Genomic DNA, 19584 nt, shown 5'->3' on the forward strand with positions numbered 1-19584 from the left:
GTCCCAGGAGAGTGCAAGGAGTCCCCGCATGGTCCACGAGCGCGTCCGTCTCACGTACGCCTTCGACGCGTACTGCGGCTGGTGCTACGGCTTCGGCCCGGCGCTGCGCGCCTTCGCGGCGGGCAACGCCGACCGCGTCGAGGTCCAGGTCCGCAGCGGCGGCCTGTTCAGCGGCGGCCGGGCCGCGCCCTTGTCGGCGTTTCCGTACATCCCCGCGGCGAACGAGCGCATAGCCGAGCTGACCGGCGCGGAGTTCGGCGCGCCGTTCCAGGCCCTGCTCGCGGACGGCCGCATGGTCCTGGACTCGGCCGGCCCGGCGGTCGGGCTGGTGGCCCTGCGCCGCCAGGCGCCGTCCCGGCAGGTCGAGTTCGCGGGCGCGCTCCAGCGGGCGTTCTTCCGCGACGGACTGGACCTGTCCGCCCCCGCGACGTACGAGGTCCTGGCCGACCGGCTCGGTCTCGACCCGCGCGCGGTGACCGGGGCGCTGGACGATCCGGCCGTGCGCGCCGAGGCCCGGCAGGACGTGCGCGAGGTCCGCGCGATCGGCGTCGAGGGCTTCCCGACCCTGTTGCTCCACACCCCCGGCGGGCCCCGGCGGCTCGGCGGCCCGGTCTCCTCGGCGGACGAGCTGGCCGCGGCGCTGGACCGGCATCTGGCCTGAACCCGACCGCCCCGGCGCCTGGCCCCTCCGGCCGCTGAGGCCCCCTCCCCTCTCGGGCGGCTCCGCTGCCGCCCTTTCGATTACCAAGGAGAACACCATGACCAAGATCGCCCTGTTCGGCGCCACCGGCACCATCGGCCAGCGTGTACGGGACGAGGCCCTGTCCCGCGGCCACGAGGTGACCGCCGTCGTCCGCGACCCCGCCAAGCTGACCGCCGACCACCCGAAGCTCACCGTCATCAGCGGTGACGTCCTGGACCCGGCGTCCGTCGCCGCGGTGGCCGAGGGGCAGGACGTCGTGGTCAGCGCCGTCGGCGGCGGTGACGGGCCGGGCCACCAGCGGCTCATCCCGGCTGCCGCCCGGTCCCTGGTGGCGGGGCTGCGCACGCTCGGCGACCGCGCGCCGCGGCTGATCGCGGTCGGCGGCGCGGGGAGCCTGGAGACCGCGCCCGGGGTGCGGGTGTGGGACGCCCCGGGCCTGCCGGACTGGCTGCTGCAGATCATGCACGCCCACGGCGAGGCGCTGGACTACCTGCGCACGGTCGGGGACGTCCGCTGGACCAGCCTCAGCCCGGCGGCCACCATCGAGCCGGGCGAGCGCACGGGGACGTACCGCACGGGAGACGACGAGCTGGTCACCGACGCGGACGGCAACAGCTACATCACCGCCGAGGACTACGCCGTCGCGCTCGTCGACGAGGTCGAGAGCCCGCGGCACGTCGGCCGCAGGTTCACCGTCGCCCGCTGACGACCGGGTCCGCCCCCTCTCCCCTGGCCGAAGTCCCTTGTCCGAAGCGGCTGTCGGACGCGGTTGTCAGACCCGGCCCGTAGAGTCGGAGGCATGAAGAAGGGTTCGTATGTCTGCGCCACGGACGCCGCCATGGACGTCGTCGGCGGCAAATGGAAGGTGACGATCCTGTGGGCGCTCTACCACCACGCCCCGCGCTTCGGTGAGCTGCGCCGTCTCATACCCGGCATCAGCGAGAAGGTGCTGGTCCAGCAGCTGAGGGAGCTGGAGGCGGTCGGGCTGGTGCACCGCGAGGTCTACGACGAGCTGCCGCTGCGCGTGGAGTACTCCCTGACCCCGTCCGGAGTCGCCCTCAACGAGGCCCTGGAGCCGCTCGGCGCCTGGGCGAAGGAGCACCTCCCCGCCGCCGGAGTGGAGATCGCGCACGTCTGAGGCCGCTTGAGGCAACCACCGGGGCCGGACTCGGTGAGGGCGGTGCAGTCGTTGCGGTTGCCCGGCAGCGGGCCGCCGACGGCGAGCGCGAGGGCGGGCTTCGGCGTGCACCACGACCGGCAGGTTTGCCGAGTAGGGGCGAACTGTCGGCCTTGATCCGTGCCGCCTGCACCAGACGGCGGAACTGGGCCTGTCGGCCGATGTGATCGCTGAGCTCGTCGCCGAGCTCGGCCCGTTGTGGCATGAATGTCGCCAGGCGAGGCACGTGCCCGGCGCGGCGGCACCATCGTGACCAGCGGGTCGAGCACGGGATACCAGCACGCCTTCGACAACCGCTACCTGTGGATGCGCTTGAAGAAGGTCATCGGCAGCCACGGGGCGAATCTCCACGAACGAGCAGTGGCAGACGAACCGCCTCATCCAGCGTGACCGGGTGCTCCCGATGCTGTCCGAGGTGTATCCGTTCCAGGAAACGGCAGAGGCCGCACGCAGGGTTCAGCTGAACGATCACCTCGGCGAGCTCGGTGTGCTCTGCCTGGCGCCGTCGCCCGGGCTGGGCGTCACCGATGCCACGCTTCGCTCCCGGATCGGCGAGGACCGTATCACCTCGCTGATGGCGGCATGACGACACCGGTTTCCAGCCGGCGTCGCGCAGGGCGCGCGCCACTGCCAACTCGTCGAGCCGGGGTGCGCCGGGTCTTCACCTCCCGCGACTCCCTTAAGGCTTCGGGAACGCCGGATCCTTCCAGCACGTCCGGCACGGTCATCGGCCTGACCGGCCCGCCAGGCGTCGGTAAGTCGACGTTCATCTCGTGCCTCGTCACCGAGTACCGGCGGCGCGGGAAGCGCGTGGCGGTGCTCTGCTTCGCCCCCTCGTCTCCGCTGACCGGCGGCGCGCTGCTCGGCGACCGCATCGGCATGCAGGAGCATTCCGACGACCCCGGGGTGTTCATCCGGTCAGTGTCCAGCCGCGGTCATCTCGGCGGGCTCTCGGCCACGGCCCGACCCATGATCTCGATCCTCTGCGAGGTCGGCTTCGACGTCATCCTGATCGAGACGGTCGGCGCCGGGCAGTCGGAAGTGGAGATCGCATCCGTCGCGGACCGCACCCTCGTCGTCCTCGCGCCCGGAACAGGCGACGGCATCCAGATGGCCAAGGCCGGCGTCCTGGAAATCGCCGACCTTTACGTGGTGAACAAGGCGGATCAGGACGGGGTCCAGGCGATGGTCCGCGAACTCCGAGCCATGGTCGAGCTCGGCACGCGCACCATCCCCATCGTGACGACGACCGCCAGTCGTCGCGAAGGAGCCGCGGAGGTCATCGCGGCCCTTGGATGATCGCAAAGCCGGGAAGTGCTTCTGCCTCGCAACGACAGCTATGACGGCGGTTGTGCCGGGTTCTCGTTCAGCAGGGGGAACAGCCTGGTGATCGCGGCTACGGCCATGGTCCCCGCGGGGCGTGCGGCGGGTCGCTGGTCTCGTTCGCGGTAGTCGGCCAGTAGGCGGCGGATGGAGGCGGCGAGTTCGGCCATCTCCGCTGGAGTGAGGTGGACCACGGCGCTGAAGGACTCATCGTGCTGCCACTCGGCCGGCGCCTGGTCCCGATGGCCCAGCCAGTGCTGGTAGCTCTCGTCCTCCAGTCCGCGTGCGAGCTCGTCGAACTGTTCCGGTGCCTCCTGATCGGAGCGCTGGGAGGGCTCCCAACGGAGCCGCCATGGCCGTGCCCGCCCGCCTTTGCGCGGCACTTCTTCGATGAGGCCGTGCCGGGCGAGTTGGCGCAGGTGAAAGGAGCAGAGGCCGGAGCTGTGGCCGAGGCGGGCGGCGGCCTGCGTGGACGTGACGGTGCCGACCTCGGCGAGCAGGTCCAGCAAGGCGACGCGCACGGGATGGTTGGGGAGTGGCTGCCGGGCGCGGCGCAACGGCCGGTCCGTGGATGCTGCTTGACGGTTTTCATCGCTCACTTTGCAAAGGTTGCTACTTTGGAAAGCATTCGGTCAAGCTGGGCCACAGTCGGCCGGGATCTCCGTCCCCGGCCGGCTCGCGCATGTGCGGAAGGCGTTGAAACTCCATGACTGTTCGGTTCGGTGACACTTCGCAGGACCGCCGAGTACGAGTGCAGGGCGAACCCGTCGATTCCTACCCGCGGTTCGCTCCGGAGGTCGAACGGGGTGCGGTGCGCCGCATCACCGTCGTCGGAGAGGAGATTCTGCATCAACGGTGCCAGGAGGTGACCGAGTTCGGCAGTCCGGCGCTTTCTCAGCTGATCGACGACATGTTCGCCACGAACCAGGTGGCAGAAGGCGCGGGGCTCGCCGCCAACCAGATCGACGTGGATCTGCAGTTGTTCGTGTGGGACATCACGGATGAGTGGGGGGTGCGCCACGTCGGGCACATCGCCAACCCGGTCCTGAACGAGATCGCGGCCGACGAGCGCGTGCTGATCGAAGAACCCGAAGGATGCCTGTCCGTTCCCGGCCCCTACCGTGTGGTGCCCCGCCTCGACCGCGCCGTCGTACGAGGCTTCGACAAGGACGGCAAGCCCCTGGTGATCGAGGGCAGGGGCTACTTCGCCCGGTGCCTCCAGCACGAGACCGACCATCTTCACGGTCACCTCTATCTGGACCGGCTCGCCCAGCGGGAACGGAAATCAGCGCTCCGCGAGATGGCTGAGTCCAAGGACAAGATGTTCGCCCGGCGAGCCACCACGGCCAAGAAACTGGGCAAGTGACCACACGGGGCGGCGGTACGGAATCCCCACGGGGCGCGTTCGCGCCTCCTGAGACACGCCGAAGAGCCTTGAGCCCCTGCCGGTCTCCTGCAGAGACTGATCGGCCGCCGGTGTGGACCAGCGCCTGAGTCGCGGTTGCGGCAGGCCGGCCTCCCCCTCCGGGTGACGGATGTCTTACGTCCTGGCGCGGGAGAGAGTGCACGGCCGTCGCGGCCCGTAGCGTCGGTCTCATGCGAGTACTGGTCACAGGAGGCGCGGGGTTCATCGGTTCGCACATCGTCACGGCTCTGGCTGAGCGGGGCCACGAACCGGTGGTGCTGGATGCCTTGCTTCCCACCGCACATCAAGGCACCCCGGTTTCGGCCGGCGTGGAACTGATCCCTGGCGATGTGCGGGACGCGGCGGTCGTGAGGCGGGCGCTGCGCGGAGTCGACGCTGTCTGCCATCAGGCCGCGATGGTCGGCCTCGGCAGGGATTTCGCCGACGCGCCCGATTATGTGAGCTGCAATGACCTGGGCACGGCCACACTCCTGGCCGCGGCGGCGGAGGCCGGTGTGCGGGATGTGGCGCTGGCCGGGTCCATGGTCGTCTACGGGGAGGGCCGCTACGAGTGCCCGCGCCACGGGGTGGTCCGGCCGGGCCCGCGGGCGACGGCCGATCTTTCGGCCGGGCGCTTCGATCCGCCGTGCCCGCGGTGCGGTTCCCGGCTGCACCCTGGGCTGGTGGACGAGGACGCCCCGGCCGATCCGCGCAATGTGTATGCCACGACCAAGCTGGCGCAGGAGCATCTGACCGCTGCCTGGGCTCGTGTCACGGGAGGGCGGGCCACGTCGCTGCGCTATCACAACGTCTACGGGCCGGGATGCCCCGGGACACCCCGTACGCCGGTGTGGCGTCCTTCTTCCGGTCGGCGCTGGCCCGGGGTGAGGCGCCGCGGGTGTTCGAGGACGGCGCCCAGCGACGCGACTTCGTGCATGTCCGGGATGTCGCTTCGGCAAATGTGGCGGCCCTGGAGGCGGTCGGTGAGCAGGAGGCGGGCACGCTCGTCGTGTACAACACCGGCAGCGGCGAGCCGCACACCGTCGGCGAGATGGCCGCGGTACTGACCGCTGCGCACGGCGGGCCCGAACCGGTCATCACGGGCGAGTTCCGGCTCGGCGACGTACGGCACATCACCGCCGACTCGCGACGGCTGCGCCGGGATCTCGGCTGGCTTCCCCGGGTCGGCTTCCACGCGGGCATGGCGGAGTTCGCCCGCGCGGGTCAGCGGGCGCCGGCGTCGCGGTGAACCGGATTCCGCGATCCCCCCGCATCCGTCGGTGACGGAGAGCACCAGCGAGTCGGCGCGGCGTTCTGCGGCGACGGCGACCAGGACCCGGCCCGGTGCTGGATTGCTCATGGCGCCGGCGTCGCATCCGGTTCGCGTCGGTGTCCCGTCCCGGGTCCGGGGCCGGTGGCGATGTCCGCGTTTCGTAAGGACAATGTCCGTTTTATCTGTGCCGGATTCGTACGGTGAGGGTCGTGACCGTTGATGTCGTACTCCCCTGTCTGAACGAGGCCGAGGCACTTCCCTGGGTCCTGGAACGCGTCCCCGCCGGATGGCGGGCGATCGTCGTGGACAACGGCTCCACGGACGGCTCCCCCGGCATCGCCCGGGAGCTGGGTGCCACCGTGGTGCGCGAGTCCCGGCGCGGCTTCGGCGCCGCCTGCCATGCCGGCCTGACGGCTGCCGAGGCGGACATCGTCTGCTTCTGCGACTGTGATGCCTCCCTGGATCCCGGCCTCCTGGCTCCGTTCGCCCGCTCGGTGGCCGACGGCCAGACCGATCTGATGCTGGGCCGACGGCGGCCGAAGGGCAGCGGCGCCTGGCCGTTGCACGCGCGGGCGGGGAATCTGGCGCTGTCGTGGATGCTGCGCAGGCGCACCGGGCTGGACCTGCACGATCTGGGGCCTATGCGGGCCGCGCGTCGTGAGGACCTGCTCGGTCTCCGGCTGACGGACCGGCGCAGCGGCTATCCGCTGCAGATGGTGGTGCGCGCCGCGGATGCCGGCTGGCGGGTGCGGGAGGTCGACGTGCCGTATCTGCCACGGGCCGGGAAATCCAAGGTCACCGGGACCTGGCGGGGCACCTGGCAGACCGTCCACGACATGCGCCGGGTGCTGGCCGAGGCGGGTGACGGCCGGTGACCACGGTGCTGGTGATCGCCAAGGAGCCGGTGCCGGGCCGGGTGAAGACGCGGCTCACTCCGCCGTTCAGCCCACTTCAGGCCGCGCGGCTGGCCGAGGCCGCGCTCGCCGACACCCTGGCGGCGGTCGCCGCGGTCCCGGCGGGCCGGCGCGTCCTCGTCCTGGACGGTTCCCCCGGGGGCTGGCTGCCGCCGGGCTTCGAGGTGGTACCGCAGTGCGCGGGCGGCCTCGACGAACGGCTCGCCGCCGCGTTCGCGCTGTGCGACGGCCCCGCCCTGCTCATCGGGATGGACACCCCGCAGGTCACGGGCGAGCTTTTGGCCCCTGCCCTGGCACCGGACGCCTGGCGGGCACACGACGCCTGGTTCGGCCCGGCCGCCGACGGCGGCTTCTGGGCGCTCGGGCTGGCGGACCCCGATCCCGCCCTGCTGCGGGGGGTACCGATGTCGGTACCCGAGACCGGTGCGGTGCAGCGCGGACGGCTGGCCGAAGCCGGTCTGCGCGTCGGCGAGCTCCCGCTCCTGCGGGACGTCGATACGGCGGACGACGCCCGGCTGGTGGCAGCCGAGGCGCCCAGCGGCCGGTTCGCCGCGCTGCACGCGGACCTGACCGGGGCAGTCGCCCTGTGACAACGACCGCATTGCGCCCGTCGCCTGGTCGTGTCCCCCGACGCACGGGGGCGGAGGGCGCTCGGGTCGGCGGTGCCCCCGTCGCCCTGCTGCGACGCGTCGCCGATGGACGGCGGCGGGCCGGGTGTTCGTGGAACTGAGTCGACGCTGTCACCCCCGCCACCGCTGACTCATCGGCACCCGCGTGGGAGGGGACGGGCTCGGGGCGGGCTTCTTACGAAACGCGGAGCCGGGCCCGGCGCACCGCCGCGCGGCCGCTCGCACCGCGGAACGCGGCGCAGCGTCTACCGCCTGCGCCCCCGCGGCCATGGCAGGTACGGGAGGTGCCGGCGGGGCCGCCGGATCCGCGGGCGGGTCCTGGCCGGTCGCCCGTGCCACAGCCAGGCGATGAAGCACAGCGCCGAGGTGGCGAACAGCCCGGCGGTGGCAAGGAGCCAGCGCTCCCAGAAGACGCCGGCCGGCAGCCCGGTGTACGCCTCGTAGCGGTCGACCCGGTCCAGAATCAGCGGGAACCACACCAGCAGAAGCAGTCCGGAGAGGAGGACCGGTACCCGGATGAAGTTGATGCCCTGGCGCCGCTGCGGTGCCCCGGCGGGTGCTGCGGAGCGCCCGCCCCTCAGGACGAGGGCCTGCACCCCGCGGTCGGCAAGGCCGTAGACCGGCAGCAGCACCAGGTCGTGGAGGACTGCGGCACCCACGAACCACAGCACGACGCCGCGCACATCCCCGTCCAGCAGCCGGGCCCCCGCATACGCCGTCAGGGCGAAGGAGCTCAGCATCAGCAGCGCGTGCAGCGGGGAATCACCGTAGCCGCGCCGAAATCCGGCCATGAGGCGCCTCGCGGCGCGCCTTCCTCCGCCCCTCACACCGGCCCTCCGAAGGTCAGGTGGGAGACCCACTTGGTGTTGTACACGCCCGGGTTGTTCGGAACGATGATCCGCGCCGGATACCCGTGGTCGGGGGAGAGATCCGCGCCGTTCACCCGCAGCGCGAGCAGGGACCTCGTGTCGCGGACCTGGTTGTCCCGCAGCACCACCGCCCGGAACGCGCCGCTGCGCTGCAGCGACTCGACGAGCACCTGAGGCGGCCGGTCGTCGGCTCCGACCAGGCCGGCGAGATCCGCCAGCCGCACGCCGCTCCAGTGCTGGTCGGACGTGGACCATCCCTCCACACAGGCGATCGGCAGTGCGGCGCTGTACTGCGGCAGCGCGAGCAGCTCGGCCCGGCTGAGGATCGCCTTCCGCCCCGCGCCGTGGACCGTCAGACGCCAGTCGGGGCCGATGTCACGGGCGCGGATGCCGCGAGAGGCCGCCGTCTTGTTGATCTGGAAGCCATTGGGGCCCGGTCCGGGATCCTGGCCGTGCGGAGCGAGGAACGCCACTCGCCGCAGCGGGCCGCCGACGCTCTGCCCGACCGAGGTCACCAGCAAGACGAGGGATCCCAGGCCCACCATGCCCAACGCGCCGCGGCGGGAGATGGTGGGCGCGGCCGGACGGGGACTGACCAGGCCGGTGGCGTCCGGCGGTTCGGGACGGGTGACGGCCGTCGGGGTGCGCAGCTCGTCACGCAGCCGGCGACTGCGCAGGGCGCGGCGCATCCGGGGGAAGCGGACGGCCACATGGACGACGAAGGCCGCGAAGAACACCCAGGCTCCGTACAAGTGCAGGGTGTAGAAGGAGCCCGGGAAGATGTAGTCGAGCTGGATGTCGAGTACGCCGGTGGCGATCTCGAAGAGGACACTGCCGACGAGCAGGAACAGCGACAGCCGGTCCAGCAGATGCGCGACGGACCGCGCCGGAGGCCATGCGAACAGCCTGGGAATGACGGACCACAACTTGGCCAGCACGACCGGGATCAGCACCAGGCCGAGCGTGACGTGCACGCCCTGGGTGACGCGGTAGAGCCAGTAGGGGCTGGTCGGCCAGGAGAACAGGTAGAAGCCCAGCACGCCCTTGTCGGGCGTCTTGTCGTTCAGCGGGGACAGGTCCGGGTTGTAGGCGGCGTAGGACAGCAGCCCGGTGACGAACACCACCGGGAGGCCGATGAGCAGAACCCCGCCGAGGACGGAGGTCAGCCAGGGCCCACGGAGCGGACTGCGCCAGAACCCCGGACGCGCCGGCCCGGGCGGCGGGCCGGCCGCCGCGGGCACCAGGCGCCGCCACACCGACGGACGGTCCCCCGCCACGTCCGATTTCCCGTCCGGTTTCCCATCCGGTTTCCCGTCCGGTTTCCCGTCCGGCCGCCGATCCGCTCCGCGGTCCTCTCCGGGCGCGCCGCGCCGACCGTCGCCGTCGGCCCGATCGCCCCGCGGGCCATTACCGTGCTCGTCATCCATAGCGGTCCTTGTCGCCACATGTGCCCGGAGCTGCCGTGGCATGACGTTAAGCCAGGAAGCCCGGAGCGAACGCCGACGCAAGGTGACGAAAGGCTGACGTCAGCGGCCCGGAGGACAGAATCTGACGGTCCGGTGACGACGTCGGCGCGTTGTGTCGCACAGATACCGGAGCCTCCTAGCGTGGCGGGATGAGTCTTGGCAGTTCATCCGCGAGGAGCAGACGCCCCGCCGGGCCCGGCCCAGGACGTGCTTCCTGCGGCCGGGCAGGCCGCCGACGGGATGTGCGGACGGCTGCGGTCGGGGCAGCGTTCGTCCTTGTGGTGGCGGTGGCCGGCACAGCCATCCAGCGTTCCGATCACACCCTCTTCGTGGACTGGCCCCCTCTGTATGCCCAATGGATGCCGCACCTGGGCCCCGGTACTCCAGCCGCGCTGGCGGTCGCCGCGGCGCTGGTGACCTGGGGGCCACGGATGGCGGCCCGACTGCCCTGGCGGCGGCTCGTCCTCGGCAGCTGGCTGACGGCCATGGTCTGGACGTGGTCGCTCGCGCTCGTCGACGGCTGGCACCGCGGGGTCGCCGAGCGGCTCACCACCGAGCACGAGTACCTTCGGGCCGTCGACCGGTTCGACGACATCGGTCAAGCCCTGAGCACGTACACCCAGCACATCCTGCTCACCCAGCCCGACCACTGGCCCGCACACGTGTCCGGGCACCCGCCCGCCGCGGTACTGACCTTCGTCGCGCTCGACCGCATCGGCCTGGGCGGCGGAGGCTGGGCCGGAGCCTGGTGCATCACGGTCGGCAGCTCCGCGGCCGCCGCCATCCTCATCGCGCTGCGCGCGCTCGCGGACGAGGACCTCGCGCGCCGAGCGGCCCCGTTCCTCGTCCTGGCTCCAGCGGCCGTGTGGACCGGGGCGTCCGCGGACGGCTATTTCGCCGCGGTCGCCGCCTGGGGCCTGACGTTCCTCGTCCTGGCCACCACCCGAACGGCTCACCTACCCACCACCGCCGGCAAGCCCCTGCCGGCCGCAGCGGCATCCGGGCCCGCCTGGCGCGCGGTGCTCGCGGGTCTGCTGCTGGGGCTGACGGCATATCTGTCGTACGGCCTGACCCTGATGGCGATCCCGGTCGGCGCGTTGCTGCTCTTCGCCCGCACGGCTCGTCCCCTCCCCTACGTCCTGGCCGGCGCCGCAGCGGTGGCCGCCGCGTTCACCCTGTCGGGCTTCCGGTGGTGGGAGGGCTACGACCTGCTGGTCGAACGCTACTACCAGGGCGTGGGCTCCGTTCGCCCCTACAGCTACTGGATCTGGGGCAACCTGGCCAACGCGTTGATCATCGCGGGTATCGCCACGCTCGCGGGCGTCCGTCGAGCGTTCGCCCACACACCCGCGGTGGTACGCCACTGGCGTGCCCGTACCCGACAGCAGCCCGGGCCGGGCGGGCTGGTCATCCTTGTGCTGTCCGCGCTGGCAATGATCGCCGTCGCCGATCTGTCCGGCATGAGCAAGGCCGAGACCGAACGCATCTGGCTGCCCTTCACCACCTGGCTGCTGCCGGCCGCCGCCCTCCTCCCGCCCCGCGACCACCGCGGTTGGCTCCTCGCCCAGGCCGTCCTCGCACTGTCGGTCAACCACCTGTTGCTGACGGGCTGGTGACCGCGCCTCCGCGAGATGCGAACCGCTCCGTGACGGCCGCGCACTGGCCACCGCGGCCGTCACCGGGTTCCTCATCGGATTCGGCGTACCCCGCGTACCCCGCTTCCCCCCGCCCAGGCGACACAGCGCATCGCTGCCCGAAGACCCAGCCAACACACCCCATCAGCTCATCACCGGCAGCCGCCGCGCCCTGGCCGACCTCACCGCCCTGCGCACCCGCCGGCAACGCACCACCGCCACCACGCCACCCCCCGCTCCACGCCGGTCGCGGACTCCGGCCGCCCCCGGGCCAGCCCGCTGCCCCGAGTCACCGCGCCCGCCACCCGAGCCCGCCGACAGACACCCCGGCCCGGCCGGGCCTCCGCCGCCCGGGCCGTGTGAAACGAGACCCGATACCCCACTCCGCCCTGGAGACACATGTCCGCCTCGACAAACATCCCGAGCACCCCAGAGCCGTCACCGCACCATCACCGGCACCGGGACCCATACCGTCCGTGCCCTGCCGGCCGTTCACGGCTTCGAGCCCACCGCCGAGCAGACGATGGTCCTGGCCCGCATCGACCACGAGGAGCCGTACTACGCCGAGAAGGCAGCCGGCGCCCTGCACGGCACAGTCCTGTGACCGCTGCCGCCCGGCTGCAGTGAGGCACACCCTGTTCTCTCAGGTGGGCATGGTGACCGTCGGAGGACAGGAGAGATGGGTGCAGCACAGCATTTGCATGATCGGTGGGTATCGAGATCCGACGTGTCGGGGGCCTCCTACGTGGCCAAGCCCAGAGCTGACGGAGGAACTGGAGGAGAATGCCCGAGAGTGGTCGGCAGAGGCTTCGAGGGCCCAGCCTGCTCGCGCGACCTGGGTGGGAGAGAGACGGAGGTACGGCATGAGCTGGCCGGATATGGCGGCGACCACGCTGGAGAACGAGTACGTCCGGCTGCGGCCCATCGCCCGGGACGACCACGCGTCGTTGCACGCCATCGCGATGGACCCGGAGATCTGGCGCTATACCGTCTACCGGATCGAGACCGACGCCGACTTCGACGCGTTCTTCGAGGGCGTACTCTGCGAACACCTGGCGGGGCGGCGCGTCGTCTTCCACATCACGGACAAGCGCAGCGGCCGTGCCGCGGGCAGCAGGAGCTTTTGCAACTTGGCCGAGGCCGAGGGCCGTCTGGAGATCGGCAAGGCGTGGCTTGGCCGCGATTTCCAGGGGCGGGGCGTCAACCGCTGGGTGGACTACCTGCTGATGGAGCACGCCTTCGAGCGCATGGAAGTTGAGCGCGTGGAGTTCAAGACGCATGTGCTGAACCAGCAGGCCCGCCGCGCACTGCGCAACATCGGTGCCACCGAGGAGGGCATCCTGCGCAGCTACGACCCCATGCCCGGCGGCAGCCGCCGCGACGTCGTCTTCTTCAGCGTCCTGCGGGCCGAGTGGCCGTCGGTGAAGCAGCAGCTCGCGTGCGGGTCCAAGGCGAGCGCGTACCTGGACGCGCCGGGCCGGACTCACTGACCAGGGCTCACAACACGCTCCCTCGCCTGACCAGCCCCGAGACGCAGGCAGTTGTCAATCGGTGTAACGCGCGGACGGCGACGTCGGCGAGAGGGCGGCGCCGAGGCCCGCGCGGCGCCGCCGTCAGGCCCACCGGGACGGCTTCTACCGGGGACGGAGTGGGCGATGACCACGCGACGCCGCCGCGCGGCTGGCTCAGGCGGAGGACCTGGCCGTCGCCGTCGCCGCCGAGAGTGGCTCTGTTGGTGAGTTCTCACCTACGCAGCCACCCCGACGAAGACGGCGCCTGGCGGCTGCCTTGAACCTCGCGCCGCGATGCCGGCCGAGGGAGCCCGCGGCCGCCGGGCCAACTGCCCCGGGCGCCAGAAGACCCGCGTCTTCGCCGACTTGATGTGGGCGTGGCCCTTGTCATCTCCCTGTCACAACACGTGCGACACCTTGTACGCGATGCCGCCTTCCACGAGGTATCCCGACCCGATACAGACCGTGTCATTGAGCCACGCGTAGGAATCGGCACCGGTCTCGAAGAGCGGGTTGGTCCGGAAGTAGTACTCACTGGGGTCGGTCCGGTACCGCTGGATCGGGTCGGCCATGGTGTCACGCAGCGCGGGCGGGGTGACCCAGCGGCCGCCGTAGGTCATGTACAGGAGGGCGCCGTCGTGGGTGCGCAGTGTCAGGCGTACGTCGAGGCTCATCGTTCCGTCGGGGCCGAACAGCGCCCAGTCTCCGCCTCCGGGGAGGACGTCGCCGTGCAGTCTCGGGCCGTGGAAGGTGCCACCTGCGGCACCAAAGAGGATGCGCCGGCCGAACGGGCCGCTGCCGATGGGCAGGCGGGTTTGCAGGTCGACGACCATGTCGAAGAGGTGCGTCGTTCGGATGTCGCCGACGTCCTTCACGCGCGGGTCTGCTGTCATGCCTGTCATGCCTGTCATGCCTGTCATGCCTGTCATGCCTGTCATGCGGCGTCGCCTCCCGCGGACGCGGGGAACAGTGTGCGTCGGACGGCGTCCGTCGAGACGCCCGACTGAGCGCACAGCGTCGCCAGGTCGAAGAAGAACCGTTCGCCTGCGATGACGTCGTCTTTGAAAGTGAACTGAAGGAAGACCGGTATCTCGGCGCGCTTGCCGTTGGGGCGCACGCCGAACCGGTTGCCCGTCATGGTCAGCCGTGCCGTACCCCAGCACACGAGGGTGTCGCCGTCGCTCGCGTGCCCGTGCAGGTCGACGTCGTAGTCGGGAAAGGAGGCGAAGAACCGCCGCAGCGCCCTCTCGTTCTCGGCCAGGCCCCGAGCCGTCGTGCCGAAGGCCGGCGTCTCGAGCACGACGTCGGGATGGAAGAGCCGCAGTGACGCGGGAACGTCCTGCCGTCTCTTGGCCACAGCGAGGGCCTGCGCGAGTTCGAACATGCCTTGCTCATCCATAGATGCCCCTCCTCAGGAGTTGCCATTAAACGTACGACCGGTCGTATTCTTTATGCAAGCGCATGGCAGGATGGAGCCGATGAACGAGCACGCAGAATCAGCAGCCGGGACCGTGGCTGATCAGCGCCTCCTCCGGGGGGCCCGGGCCCGGCACAAGATCGCCCGGCACGGTGTCGACGTCGCCTCGCTGGAGGGGCTCAACGGGCTCAGCATCGGCCGCCTGGCAGCTGACCTGAGGCTGAGCAAAAGCGGCGTCCAGACGCTGTTCAAGACCAAGGAGAACGTGCAGCTCGCCGTCGCGGAGGTGGCACGCGCAGAGTTCACCGAAGCGGTCATCCGCCCCGCGCAGGCAGCGCCTCCGGGTGCCGCGCGGCTGCGCGCCCTGACGCAACGCTGGATCTCCTACGCCGAGGCGCCGCTGTTCCCCGGAGGCTGCTTCTGGGCGGCCAGCCTTCCGGACTTCGACAGCAGGCCCGGGAAAGTCCGCGACGCCTTGCTGCTCCACCGCCGCAGCTGGCTTGCTCTGCTCGCCGACGAGCTGCGCCACGCCGTGAACACCGGGGAGATCGCCGAACTGGACCCGGACCTCACGGCGTTCCAGGTCGATGCCGTACTCATCGCCGCCAACACCGCGTGGCAACTGGGTGAATCCGACGTCGGCTCGAAGGTTCGCCGCGTTGTCGACAGCTTCCTCGCACCACCGCACTGAGCGGCACCCGTCCTATAGAGCGCACGACGGTCAACGCCTGGACGCTTTCCGCCATCCTCGCCGAGGCCGGGGTGAGCTGCGTCATCAGGTTTCGCTGAAGGTCCGTCGGTAAGCGCCGGGTGTGGTGCCGAGCTGTTCGGCGAACCGCCGGGCGAGGGTTCGGCTGGACAGTCCGGCGCGTTCGGCTACGTGGACGAGGGTCAGTCGGGTGTCGAGGTGGGAGGTGACCCACTCCAGCAGTGGCGCTCCCTCCCCCAGCCGTTCTGTCCGTTTGAGCGGGGCTGAGCTGATTACCGGTGTCTTACGGGGCGTCCTCCCTGGTACCCCGGTGGGGCGGGCGTGTGTTTGCTGGACGCATGATGGGGTCGGCCGGTCGCGGTCGGCCCGCTCGTCCCCGTTCAGGAGGTCTTGGTGTCCCGTGTGTCCCGCCGTATCGTCGTGCCCGCCCTTGTCGTGCTGGTGGTCGTGGCCGGCATCGGGCTTTACCTTTTCCAGCCCTGGAAGGCGTTCATCGACACCACGGTGAACGAGGCCCTGCCCACGGCCTCCGCCCCCGCGGTGCAGGACGGACCAGGGATGAAGGACAACGCCGGGACGGGGAGCGGGGAGCCGTCGATGAAGGACGCGGGGCGGATGGACCTCGCCAGGGGCGGCTTCGTCACCCACGAGCACGGCACCAGCGGCACCGCCCGTACGATCCGGCTCTCGGACGGCGGCCAGGTGCTGCGGCTGGAGGACCTCAAGACCTCGGACGGGCCGGATGTACGGGTCTACCTCTCGCCCCGGGGCGCCGACGCGGTGAAGGCGGGACTCGGGGACGGAGCGGTCGAGCTGGGGAAGCTCAAGGGCAACCTGGGCAACCAGAACTACACCGTCCCGGCCGGCACGGATCTGTCCGGGTTCCGCAGCGCCGTCATCTGGTGCAAGCGGTTCTCGGTCTCCTTCGGAGCCGCCGACCTCGACCCGGTGGCGGGCTGACCCGTTGGACGTCCACCCCGCCCCCGCTCGCGGTCCCGCCCGCCGAGTCCTCGTCGTCGAGGACGAGCCGACGGTCGCCGAGGTCGTCACCGGCTACCTCACCCGCGCCGGCTACGAGGTCGAGCACGCCGCCGACGGCCTTACCGCCCTGGAACTGGCCGCGGCCCTGCGGCCGCAGCTGGTCGTCCTGGACCTGATGCTGCCCGGCCTGGACGGCCTGGAGGTATGCCGCAGGCTGCGGGCGGGCGACGGGCCGCCGCTACCGGTGGTGATGCTGACCGCGCGTGGTGAGGAGGCGGACCGCATCCTGGGCCTGGAACTGGGCGCGGACGACTACGTGACCAAGCCGTTCAGCCCGCGCGAACTGGTGCTGCGGGTGGCCTCCGTGCTGCGCCGCGCCGAGGCCCCACCGCCCGCCGCCTCTGTGGCCGTGCGGGCGGGTGACCTGGTCGTCGACCCGGCCGCCCGGCGAGCCGAGCGCGGTGGTCGGGAGCTGGCCCTGACCGGGCGCGAGTTCGATCTTCTGGTCTTCCTGCTGCGCCACCCGGGCCGGGTGTTCTCCCGCGAAGAGCTGCTGCGGCACGTGTGGGGGTGGGAGTTCGGCGATACCTCGACCGTCACCGTGCACGTACGGCGGCTGCGCGAGAAGGTCGAGGACGACCCGGCCGCACCCAAGCTCATCAGCACCGTGTGGAGCGCCGGATACCGCTTCGACCCGCCCGACACCCGGGCAGGGGACGGGAGCCCCCGGCCGTGATCGACATGCTGATCATCGTCGTCCTGGCAGCCGTCGGTGCCCTGCTCGCCGGGCTGGTCGCCGCCCCGGCCGTCACCTTGCTGCGCCGCCGCTCGGTCGTGGTGTCGATGTTCGCGGTGGCCGCGCTCGCCGTCGTCGCGATGGCTGCGGGCACGGTCGCGGTGGCGCTGGAGATGTTCCTGTCGGGACACGACTTCCGCGTGGTGCTGATCGTGGTCGCCGTCTCCGGCGCGATCTCCCTCGGCGCCGCGCTGCTGTTCGGACGCCGGATCGCCGCGGGCAGCCGGGAACTGGCAGCGGCAGCACTCACCGTCGGCAGCGAGGCCGGCTTCGTGGCCCCCGCGGACCCGCCCACCGCCGAACTCGCCGCGCTCGCCGCCGCCCTGGAGGAGACCGGTGCCCGGCTGAAGGCGGCACAGGCGCGCGAGCGGTCGCTGGACGCCTCGCGGCGGGAGCTGATCGCCTGGATCTCGCACGATCTGCGCACTCCGCTCGCCGGGCTGCGTGCGATGGCCGAGGCGCTGGAGGACGGTGTCGCCTCGGATCCCGGCCGCTATCACGCCCGCATGCGCACCGAGGTCGAGCGGCTGTCCGGCATGGTCGACGATCTCTTCGAGCTGTCCCGTATCCAGGCCGGGTCCCTGGAGCTGGTCCTGGCCCGGGTATCGGTCTACGACCTGGTGGACGACGCCCTCGCCACGGCCCGGCCGCTCGCGGACGAGCGAGGGGTGCGGCTGGTGGACGGCGGCATCACGCCCCTCCCGGTCCGCGTCGACGGCCAGGGCATCACGCGCGTGCTCGGTAATCTCCTGGTCAACGCCATCCGGGCGACGCCTGCCGAGGGAACCGTCGCGGTGAGCGCGCACCGCGCGGACGACCTGGTGGTGCTCGCGGTCGAGGACTGCTGCGGCGGCATCCCGGAGCAGGACCTCCCGCACGTGTTCGACACAGGCTGGCGGGGCAGCCAGGCCCGCACCCCGCCGCCCGGCCGCGCAGCCACGACTTCCCTGACGCCCCATGCGGGCGCGGCGGACAGTGTGACGACCGCGGCCCATGCCGCCGCCGCGGGGCAGCAGCGGCACGGCGACACCGGCGCGGGACTCGGGCTCGCGATTGTCCGCGGCATCGTTGAGGCCCACGGCGGGCACGCATCGGTCCACAACGCCAGAGCAGGATGCCGCTTCGAGATCACCCTCCCGACCGCCGACGACCGTCGATCGTCGGAACAGGTCGGGTAAGCCGGACGTACGACTCGAGGCACTGGCCCGACCGTTGGGAGCGCGATCAGGTGAGAGTCGCGAGGGCGGAGAGGATGTCGGCCGGTTCGGCAGAGCTGATCGAGCCGGTCCTGGCGGCCTGGCGCGTCGAGCGCCGCGGGAGGGCCCTGGACTTCGGCCGCCCGCCCGAGCACGACCTGCGCGAGATCATGAACGCAATCCTGTACGTGGACCGGACCGGCGTGCAGTGGCGCTACCTGCCGCACGACTTCCCGCCCTGGAACACGGTCTACGGCTACTTCGCCAAATGGCAGAAGGACAGCATCCTCGCCCAGCTCAACGGCCTGCTGCGAGAGCCTCTCGCGCGCCTACGAACTCGCCCTGAGCGGCGGCCCCCCGGATCCCGCCGACGACACGTGCCAGCTCACCGACTTCGCACGCCGGCAGCGGGAACGGCTCGCCACGCCGGAGGCGGCCCGGATGACGGACCACTGGGTCCGGCAGTTGCGGCACTCCCCGAGGGCACGACCGTTCCGCACGACCGCCCGGTGCCCGAGGGCGTCTCCTTCGCCGGTGACCGGGCCGGGTACGCGGGACTGCATCGGGCTGCTGATCAACACGCATGCCCTGCGCCAGCGGTTGCCTGCCGCCGCCCCGCTCCGCGACCTGCCGCACACCACCGCTGAGCGGCCGGCCGGGGCGGTGCAGAACCAGGTGTCGGCCTCGGTGGGGGGACTGATGTCGTGGGCGCGCTCCTGGTCACCTCCGCGCTGATGCTCAGCGTCCACACGATCGTCGAGACCACCGACTACAGCTGGACTTCCGCCCACACGCTGGGCTTCGGCGCCGCGGCACCCGCCCTGCTCCTCGCGTTCGTCGCCCGCCAGGCGAAGGCGGCCCACCCGCTCCTGCCGCTGCGAGTGTTCCGCTCGCGCGACGTCTCAGGAGCGATCCCTCGCCGCCGCCCTGCTGGGTTCCGGCTCTCGGAGTGCGCGGGCGAGGTCGCTGTGGACACGGCGCAGGACGTGCTCGAAGTACCTTTTGTAGCCGGAGCAGTAGTAGTCCTTTGTCTCCAGGATCTTCGCGTCCTTGAGCGAATGGAACATGCAGCCGCTGTAGCACAGGTCGAAGAAGGCGCACTTCGAGCAGGTGGCCAGCACCTTGCGTTCCCGAGCCTCGATCCCGTCGAACAGCGCCGTCCGGGCGACGTGCTCGGGTTCCATCTCATGGATGTTGCCGTAGCGGAACGACGGCTCGCCCTGGAACATGCCGCAGGGAAAGAGGTCGCCGTCGGGTGAGATACCGAGGAAGTAGCGGTGGCAGCTCCGGGTGTAGAAGCAGCTGTGGGTGACCGCGTCGCCGAGGATCCGGGCGATGTGCTGGCCGAAGGGCTCGATGGAGATCCTCGGATCGGGGTCGTCGAACCAGGCGTCGAACACGCGCACAAGGAACCGCCCGTATTCCTCGGCGCTGATGCCCAGGTCGGCCCCACCTGCGTGTCGGCCAGCCCGGAACGCGTGAGCGGGTTGATCTTCATGTGGATGCGCCGGCTCGCGAACTCCTCGTAGACGGCCTCCGGTTCCCCGACGTTGTTGCGGTTGACCGTCACGATCGCCCCGG

21 protein-coding genes and 4 pseudogenes are annotated in these 19584 nt (G+C 71.2%); 18 read left to right on the forward strand and 7 right to left on the reverse strand.

Annotated features, from left to right (window positions below; translation table 11 throughout):
- Positions 1 to 28: 28 nt before the first annotated feature.
- The 5 genes and pseudogenes from Q3Y56_RS01785 to Q3Y56_RS01805 form a co-directional block, all read left to right on the forward strand.
- The gene (locus Q3Y56_RS01785; protein WP_304460217.1) at positions 29 to 661 is read left to right on the forward strand and encodes a DsbA family protein; all 633 of its coding nucleotides are present in this window, start codon (positions 29 to 31) and stop codon (positions 659 to 661) included.
- A gap of 97 nt (positions 662 to 758) precedes the next feature.
- On the forward strand, positions 759 to 1409 hold the full coding sequence (locus Q3Y56_RS01790; RefSeq protein WP_304460218.1) for an NAD(P)-dependent oxidoreductase: 651 nt from the start codon (positions 759 to 761) through the stop codon (positions 1407 to 1409).
- 93 nt (positions 1410 to 1502) lie between these two features.
- Complete coding sequence (locus Q3Y56_RS01795; protein WP_304460219.1) at positions 1503 to 1841, forward strand: helix-turn-helix domain-containing protein; 339 nt, start codon at positions 1503 to 1505, stop codon at positions 1839 to 1841.
- Positions 1842 to 2283: 442 nt separating this feature from the next.
- On the forward strand, positions 2284 to 2466 hold the full coding sequence (locus tag Q3Y56_RS01800; RefSeq protein ID WP_304460220.1) for a hypothetical protein: 183 nt from the start codon (positions 2284 to 2286) through the stop codon (positions 2464 to 2466).
- Between the two features lie 137 nt (positions 2467 to 2603).
- Positions 2604 to 3173 (forward strand): annotated as a pseudogene (locus tag Q3Y56_RS01805) (ArgK/MeaB family GTPase); the annotation flags it as partial.
- 44 nt (positions 3174 to 3217) lie between these two features.
- Here the strand turns inward: Q3Y56_RS01805 and Q3Y56_RS01810 are convergent.
- A complete protein-coding gene (locus Q3Y56_RS01810; RefSeq protein WP_304460221.1) occupies positions 3218 to 3802 on the reverse strand; it encodes a helix-turn-helix domain-containing protein in 585 nt (194 codons plus the stop codon).
- 107 nt (positions 3803 to 3909) lie between these two features.
- Here Q3Y56_RS01810 and def point away from each other — a divergent pair, with 107 nt between their 5' ends.
- From def to Q3Y56_RS01830, 4 genes and pseudogenes are all read left to right on the forward strand, one after another.
- Positions 3910 to 4569, forward strand: a complete 660-nt coding sequence (gene def, locus Q3Y56_RS01815) for a peptide deformylase (protein WP_304460222.1) — start codon at positions 3910 to 3912, stop codon at positions 4567 to 4569.
- A 230-nt stretch (positions 4570 to 4799) separates the two neighbouring features.
- Positions 4800 to 5857, forward strand: a pseudogene (locus Q3Y56_RS01820) (NAD-dependent epimerase/dehydratase family protein).
- Positions 5858 to 6090: 233 nt separating this feature from the next.
- Complete coding sequence (locus Q3Y56_RS01825) at positions 6091 to 6756, forward strand: glycosyltransferase family 2 protein (protein WP_304460223.1); 666 nt, start codon at positions 6091 to 6093, stop codon at positions 6754 to 6756.
- Positions 6753 to 7385, forward strand: coding sequence for a DUF2064 domain-containing protein (locus Q3Y56_RS01830; protein ID WP_304460224.1), 633 nt, complete (start codon positions 6753 to 6755; stop codon positions 7383 to 7385). Before Q3Y56_RS01825 ends, Q3Y56_RS01830 begins: the two co-directional genes overlap by 4 nt.
- 284 nt (positions 7386 to 7669) lie before the next feature.
- Here the strand turns inward: Q3Y56_RS01830 and Q3Y56_RS01835 are convergent, their stop codons facing one another.
- Entirely contained in the window at positions 7670 to 8215 is a 546-nt protein-coding gene (locus Q3Y56_RS01835; protein WP_304460225.1) for a hypothetical protein, read from the reverse strand.
- Between the two features lie 32 nt (positions 8216 to 8247).
- On the reverse strand, positions 8248 to 9537 hold the full coding sequence (locus tag Q3Y56_RS01840) for a molybdopterin-dependent oxidoreductase (RefSeq protein WP_304465440.1): 1290 nt from the start codon (positions 9535 to 9537) through the stop codon (positions 8248 to 8250).
- Between the two features lie 371 nt (positions 9538 to 9908).
- On the opposite strand from Q3Y56_RS01840, the gene Q3Y56_RS01845 reads away from it, so the two are divergent.
- Together Q3Y56_RS01845 and Q3Y56_RS01850 are read left to right on the forward strand one after the other, a co-directional pair.
- A complete protein-coding gene (locus Q3Y56_RS01845) occupies positions 9909 to 11375 on the forward strand; it encodes a hypothetical protein (protein ID WP_304460226.1) in 1467 nt (488 codons plus the stop codon).
- A gap of 881 nt (positions 11376 to 12256) precedes the next feature.
- Entirely contained in the window at positions 12257 to 12883 is a 627-nt protein-coding gene (locus Q3Y56_RS01850; protein ID WP_304460227.1) for a GNAT family N-acetyltransferase, read from the forward strand.
- Between the two features lie 419 nt (positions 12884 to 13302).
- On the opposite strand, the gene Q3Y56_RS01855 is transcribed toward Q3Y56_RS01850, so the two are convergent.
- Both Q3Y56_RS01855 and Q3Y56_RS01860 read right to left on the reverse strand, forming a co-directional pair.
- Positions 13303 to 13797: a DUF3237 domain-containing protein gene (locus tag Q3Y56_RS01855; protein ID WP_304460228.1), complete on the reverse strand. Its 495-nt coding sequence runs from the start codon at positions 13795 to 13797 to the stop codon at positions 13303 to 13305.
- A 41-nt stretch (positions 13798 to 13838) separates the two neighbouring features.
- Entirely contained in the window at positions 13839 to 14303 is a 465-nt protein-coding gene (locus Q3Y56_RS01860; RefSeq protein ID WP_304460229.1) for an ester cyclase, read from the reverse strand.
- Positions 14304 to 14382: 79 nt separating this feature from the next.
- Here Q3Y56_RS01860 and Q3Y56_RS01865 point away from each other — a divergent pair, with 79 nt between their 5' ends.
- Positions 14383 to 15012: a TetR/AcrR family transcriptional regulator gene (locus Q3Y56_RS01865; RefSeq protein ID WP_304460230.1), complete on the forward strand. Its 630-nt coding sequence runs from the start codon at positions 14383 to 14385 to the stop codon at positions 15010 to 15012.
- Positions 15013 to 15096: 84 nt separating this feature from the next.
- Here Q3Y56_RS01865 and Q3Y56_RS01870 read toward each other — a convergent pair whose 3' ends face one another.
- Complete coding sequence (locus Q3Y56_RS01870; protein WP_304465441.1) at positions 15097 to 15507, reverse strand: AraC family transcriptional regulator; 411 nt, start codon at positions 15505 to 15507, stop codon at positions 15097 to 15099.
- Between Q3Y56_RS01870 and Q3Y56_RS01875 the strand changes: the two genes are divergently transcribed.
- The 6 genes and pseudogenes from Q3Y56_RS01875 to Q3Y56_RS01900 form a co-directional block, all read left to right on the forward strand.
- Positions 15424 to 15990: a DM13 domain-containing protein gene (locus Q3Y56_RS01875; RefSeq protein ID WP_304460231.1), complete on the forward strand. Its 567-nt coding sequence runs from the start codon at positions 15424 to 15426 to the stop codon at positions 15988 to 15990. The genes Q3Y56_RS01870 and Q3Y56_RS01875 overlap by 84 nt on opposite strands.
- Positions 15991 to 15994: 4 nt before the next feature.
- Positions 15995 to 16747 (forward strand): response regulator transcription factor, encoded by a 753-nt coding sequence (locus tag Q3Y56_RS01880; RefSeq protein ID WP_304460232.1) that lies wholly within the window; start codon positions 15995 to 15997, stop codon positions 16745 to 16747.
- On the forward strand, positions 16744 to 17985 hold the full coding sequence (locus Q3Y56_RS01885; protein ID WP_304460233.1) for a sensor histidine kinase KdpD: 1242 nt from the start codon (positions 16744 to 16746) through the stop codon (positions 17983 to 17985). The genes Q3Y56_RS01880 and Q3Y56_RS01885 overlap by 4 nt, the downstream gene beginning before the upstream one ends.
- Positions 17986 to 18059: 74 nt before the next feature.
- Positions 18060 to 18317: pseudogene (locus tag Q3Y56_RS01890) on the forward strand (transposase); the annotation flags it as partial.
- A gap of 220 nt (positions 18318 to 18537) precedes the next feature.
- On the forward strand, positions 18538 to 18738 hold the full coding sequence (locus Q3Y56_RS01895) for a hypothetical protein (protein ID WP_304465907.1): 201 nt from the start codon (positions 18538 to 18540) through the stop codon (positions 18736 to 18738).
- Positions 18672 to 18917 (forward strand): annotated as a pseudogene (locus tag Q3Y56_RS01900) (MFS transporter); the annotation flags it as partial. The gene Q3Y56_RS01895 and the pseudogene Q3Y56_RS01900, both read left to right, overlap by 67 nt.
- On the opposite strand, the gene Q3Y56_RS01905 reads toward Q3Y56_RS01900, so the two are convergent.
- The gene (locus Q3Y56_RS01905; RefSeq protein ID WP_369696696.1) at positions 18906 to 19409 is read right to left on the reverse strand and encodes an SPASM domain-containing protein; all 504 of its coding nucleotides are present in this window, start codon (positions 19407 to 19409) and stop codon (positions 18906 to 18908) included. The pseudogene Q3Y56_RS01900 and the gene Q3Y56_RS01905 sit on opposite strands and share 12 nt — an antisense overlap.
- Positions 19410 to 19584: the final 175 nt, after the last annotated feature.

Origin of the sequence: Streptomyces sp. XD-27, from assembly GCF_030553055.1 — a bacterium.
Taxonomy (GTDB): domain Bacteria; phylum Actinomycetota; class Actinomycetes; order Streptomycetales; family Streptomycetaceae; genus Streptomyces.

Coding starts and splice junctions, on each gene's coding strand:
- Q3Y56_RS01785 (WP_304460217.1), top strand. CDS start 29: ATGGTCCACGAGCGCGTCCGTCTCACGTACGCCTTCGACGCGTACTGC.
- Q3Y56_RS01790 (WP_304460218.1), top strand. CDS start 759: ATGACCAAGATCGCCCTGTTCGGCGCCACCGGCACCATCGGCCAGCGT.
- Q3Y56_RS01795 (WP_304460219.1), top strand. CDS start 1,503: ATGAAGAAGGGTTCGTATGTCTGCGCCACGGACGCCGCCATGGACGTC.
- Q3Y56_RS01800 (WP_304460220.1), top strand. CDS start 2,284: ATGCTGTCCGAGGTGTATCCGTTCCAGGAAACGGCAGAGGCCGCACGC.
- def (WP_304460222.1), top strand. CDS start 3,910: ATGACTGTTCGGTTCGGTGACACTTCGCAGGACCGCCGAGTACGAGTG.
- Q3Y56_RS01835 (WP_304460225.1), bottom strand. CDS start 8,215: ATGGCCGGATTTCGGCGCGGCTACGGTGATTCCCCGCTGCACGCGCTG.
- Q3Y56_RS01845 (WP_304460226.1), top strand. CDS start 9,909: ATGAGTCTTGGCAGTTCATCCGCGAGGAGCAGACGCCCCGCCGGGCCC.
- Q3Y56_RS01850 (WP_304460227.1), top strand. CDS start 12,257: ATGAGCTGGCCGGATATGGCGGCGACCACGCTGGAGAACGAGTACGTC.
- Q3Y56_RS01855 (WP_304460228.1), bottom strand. CDS start 13,797: ATGACAGCAGACCCGCGCGTGAAGGACGTCGGCGACATCCGAACGACG.
- Q3Y56_RS01860 (WP_304460229.1), bottom strand. CDS start 14,303: ATGGATGAGCAAGGCATGTTCGAACTCGCGCAGGCCCTCGCTGTGGCC.
- Q3Y56_RS01865 (WP_304460230.1), top strand. CDS start 14,383: ATGAACGAGCACGCAGAATCAGCAGCCGGGACCGTGGCTGATCAGCGC.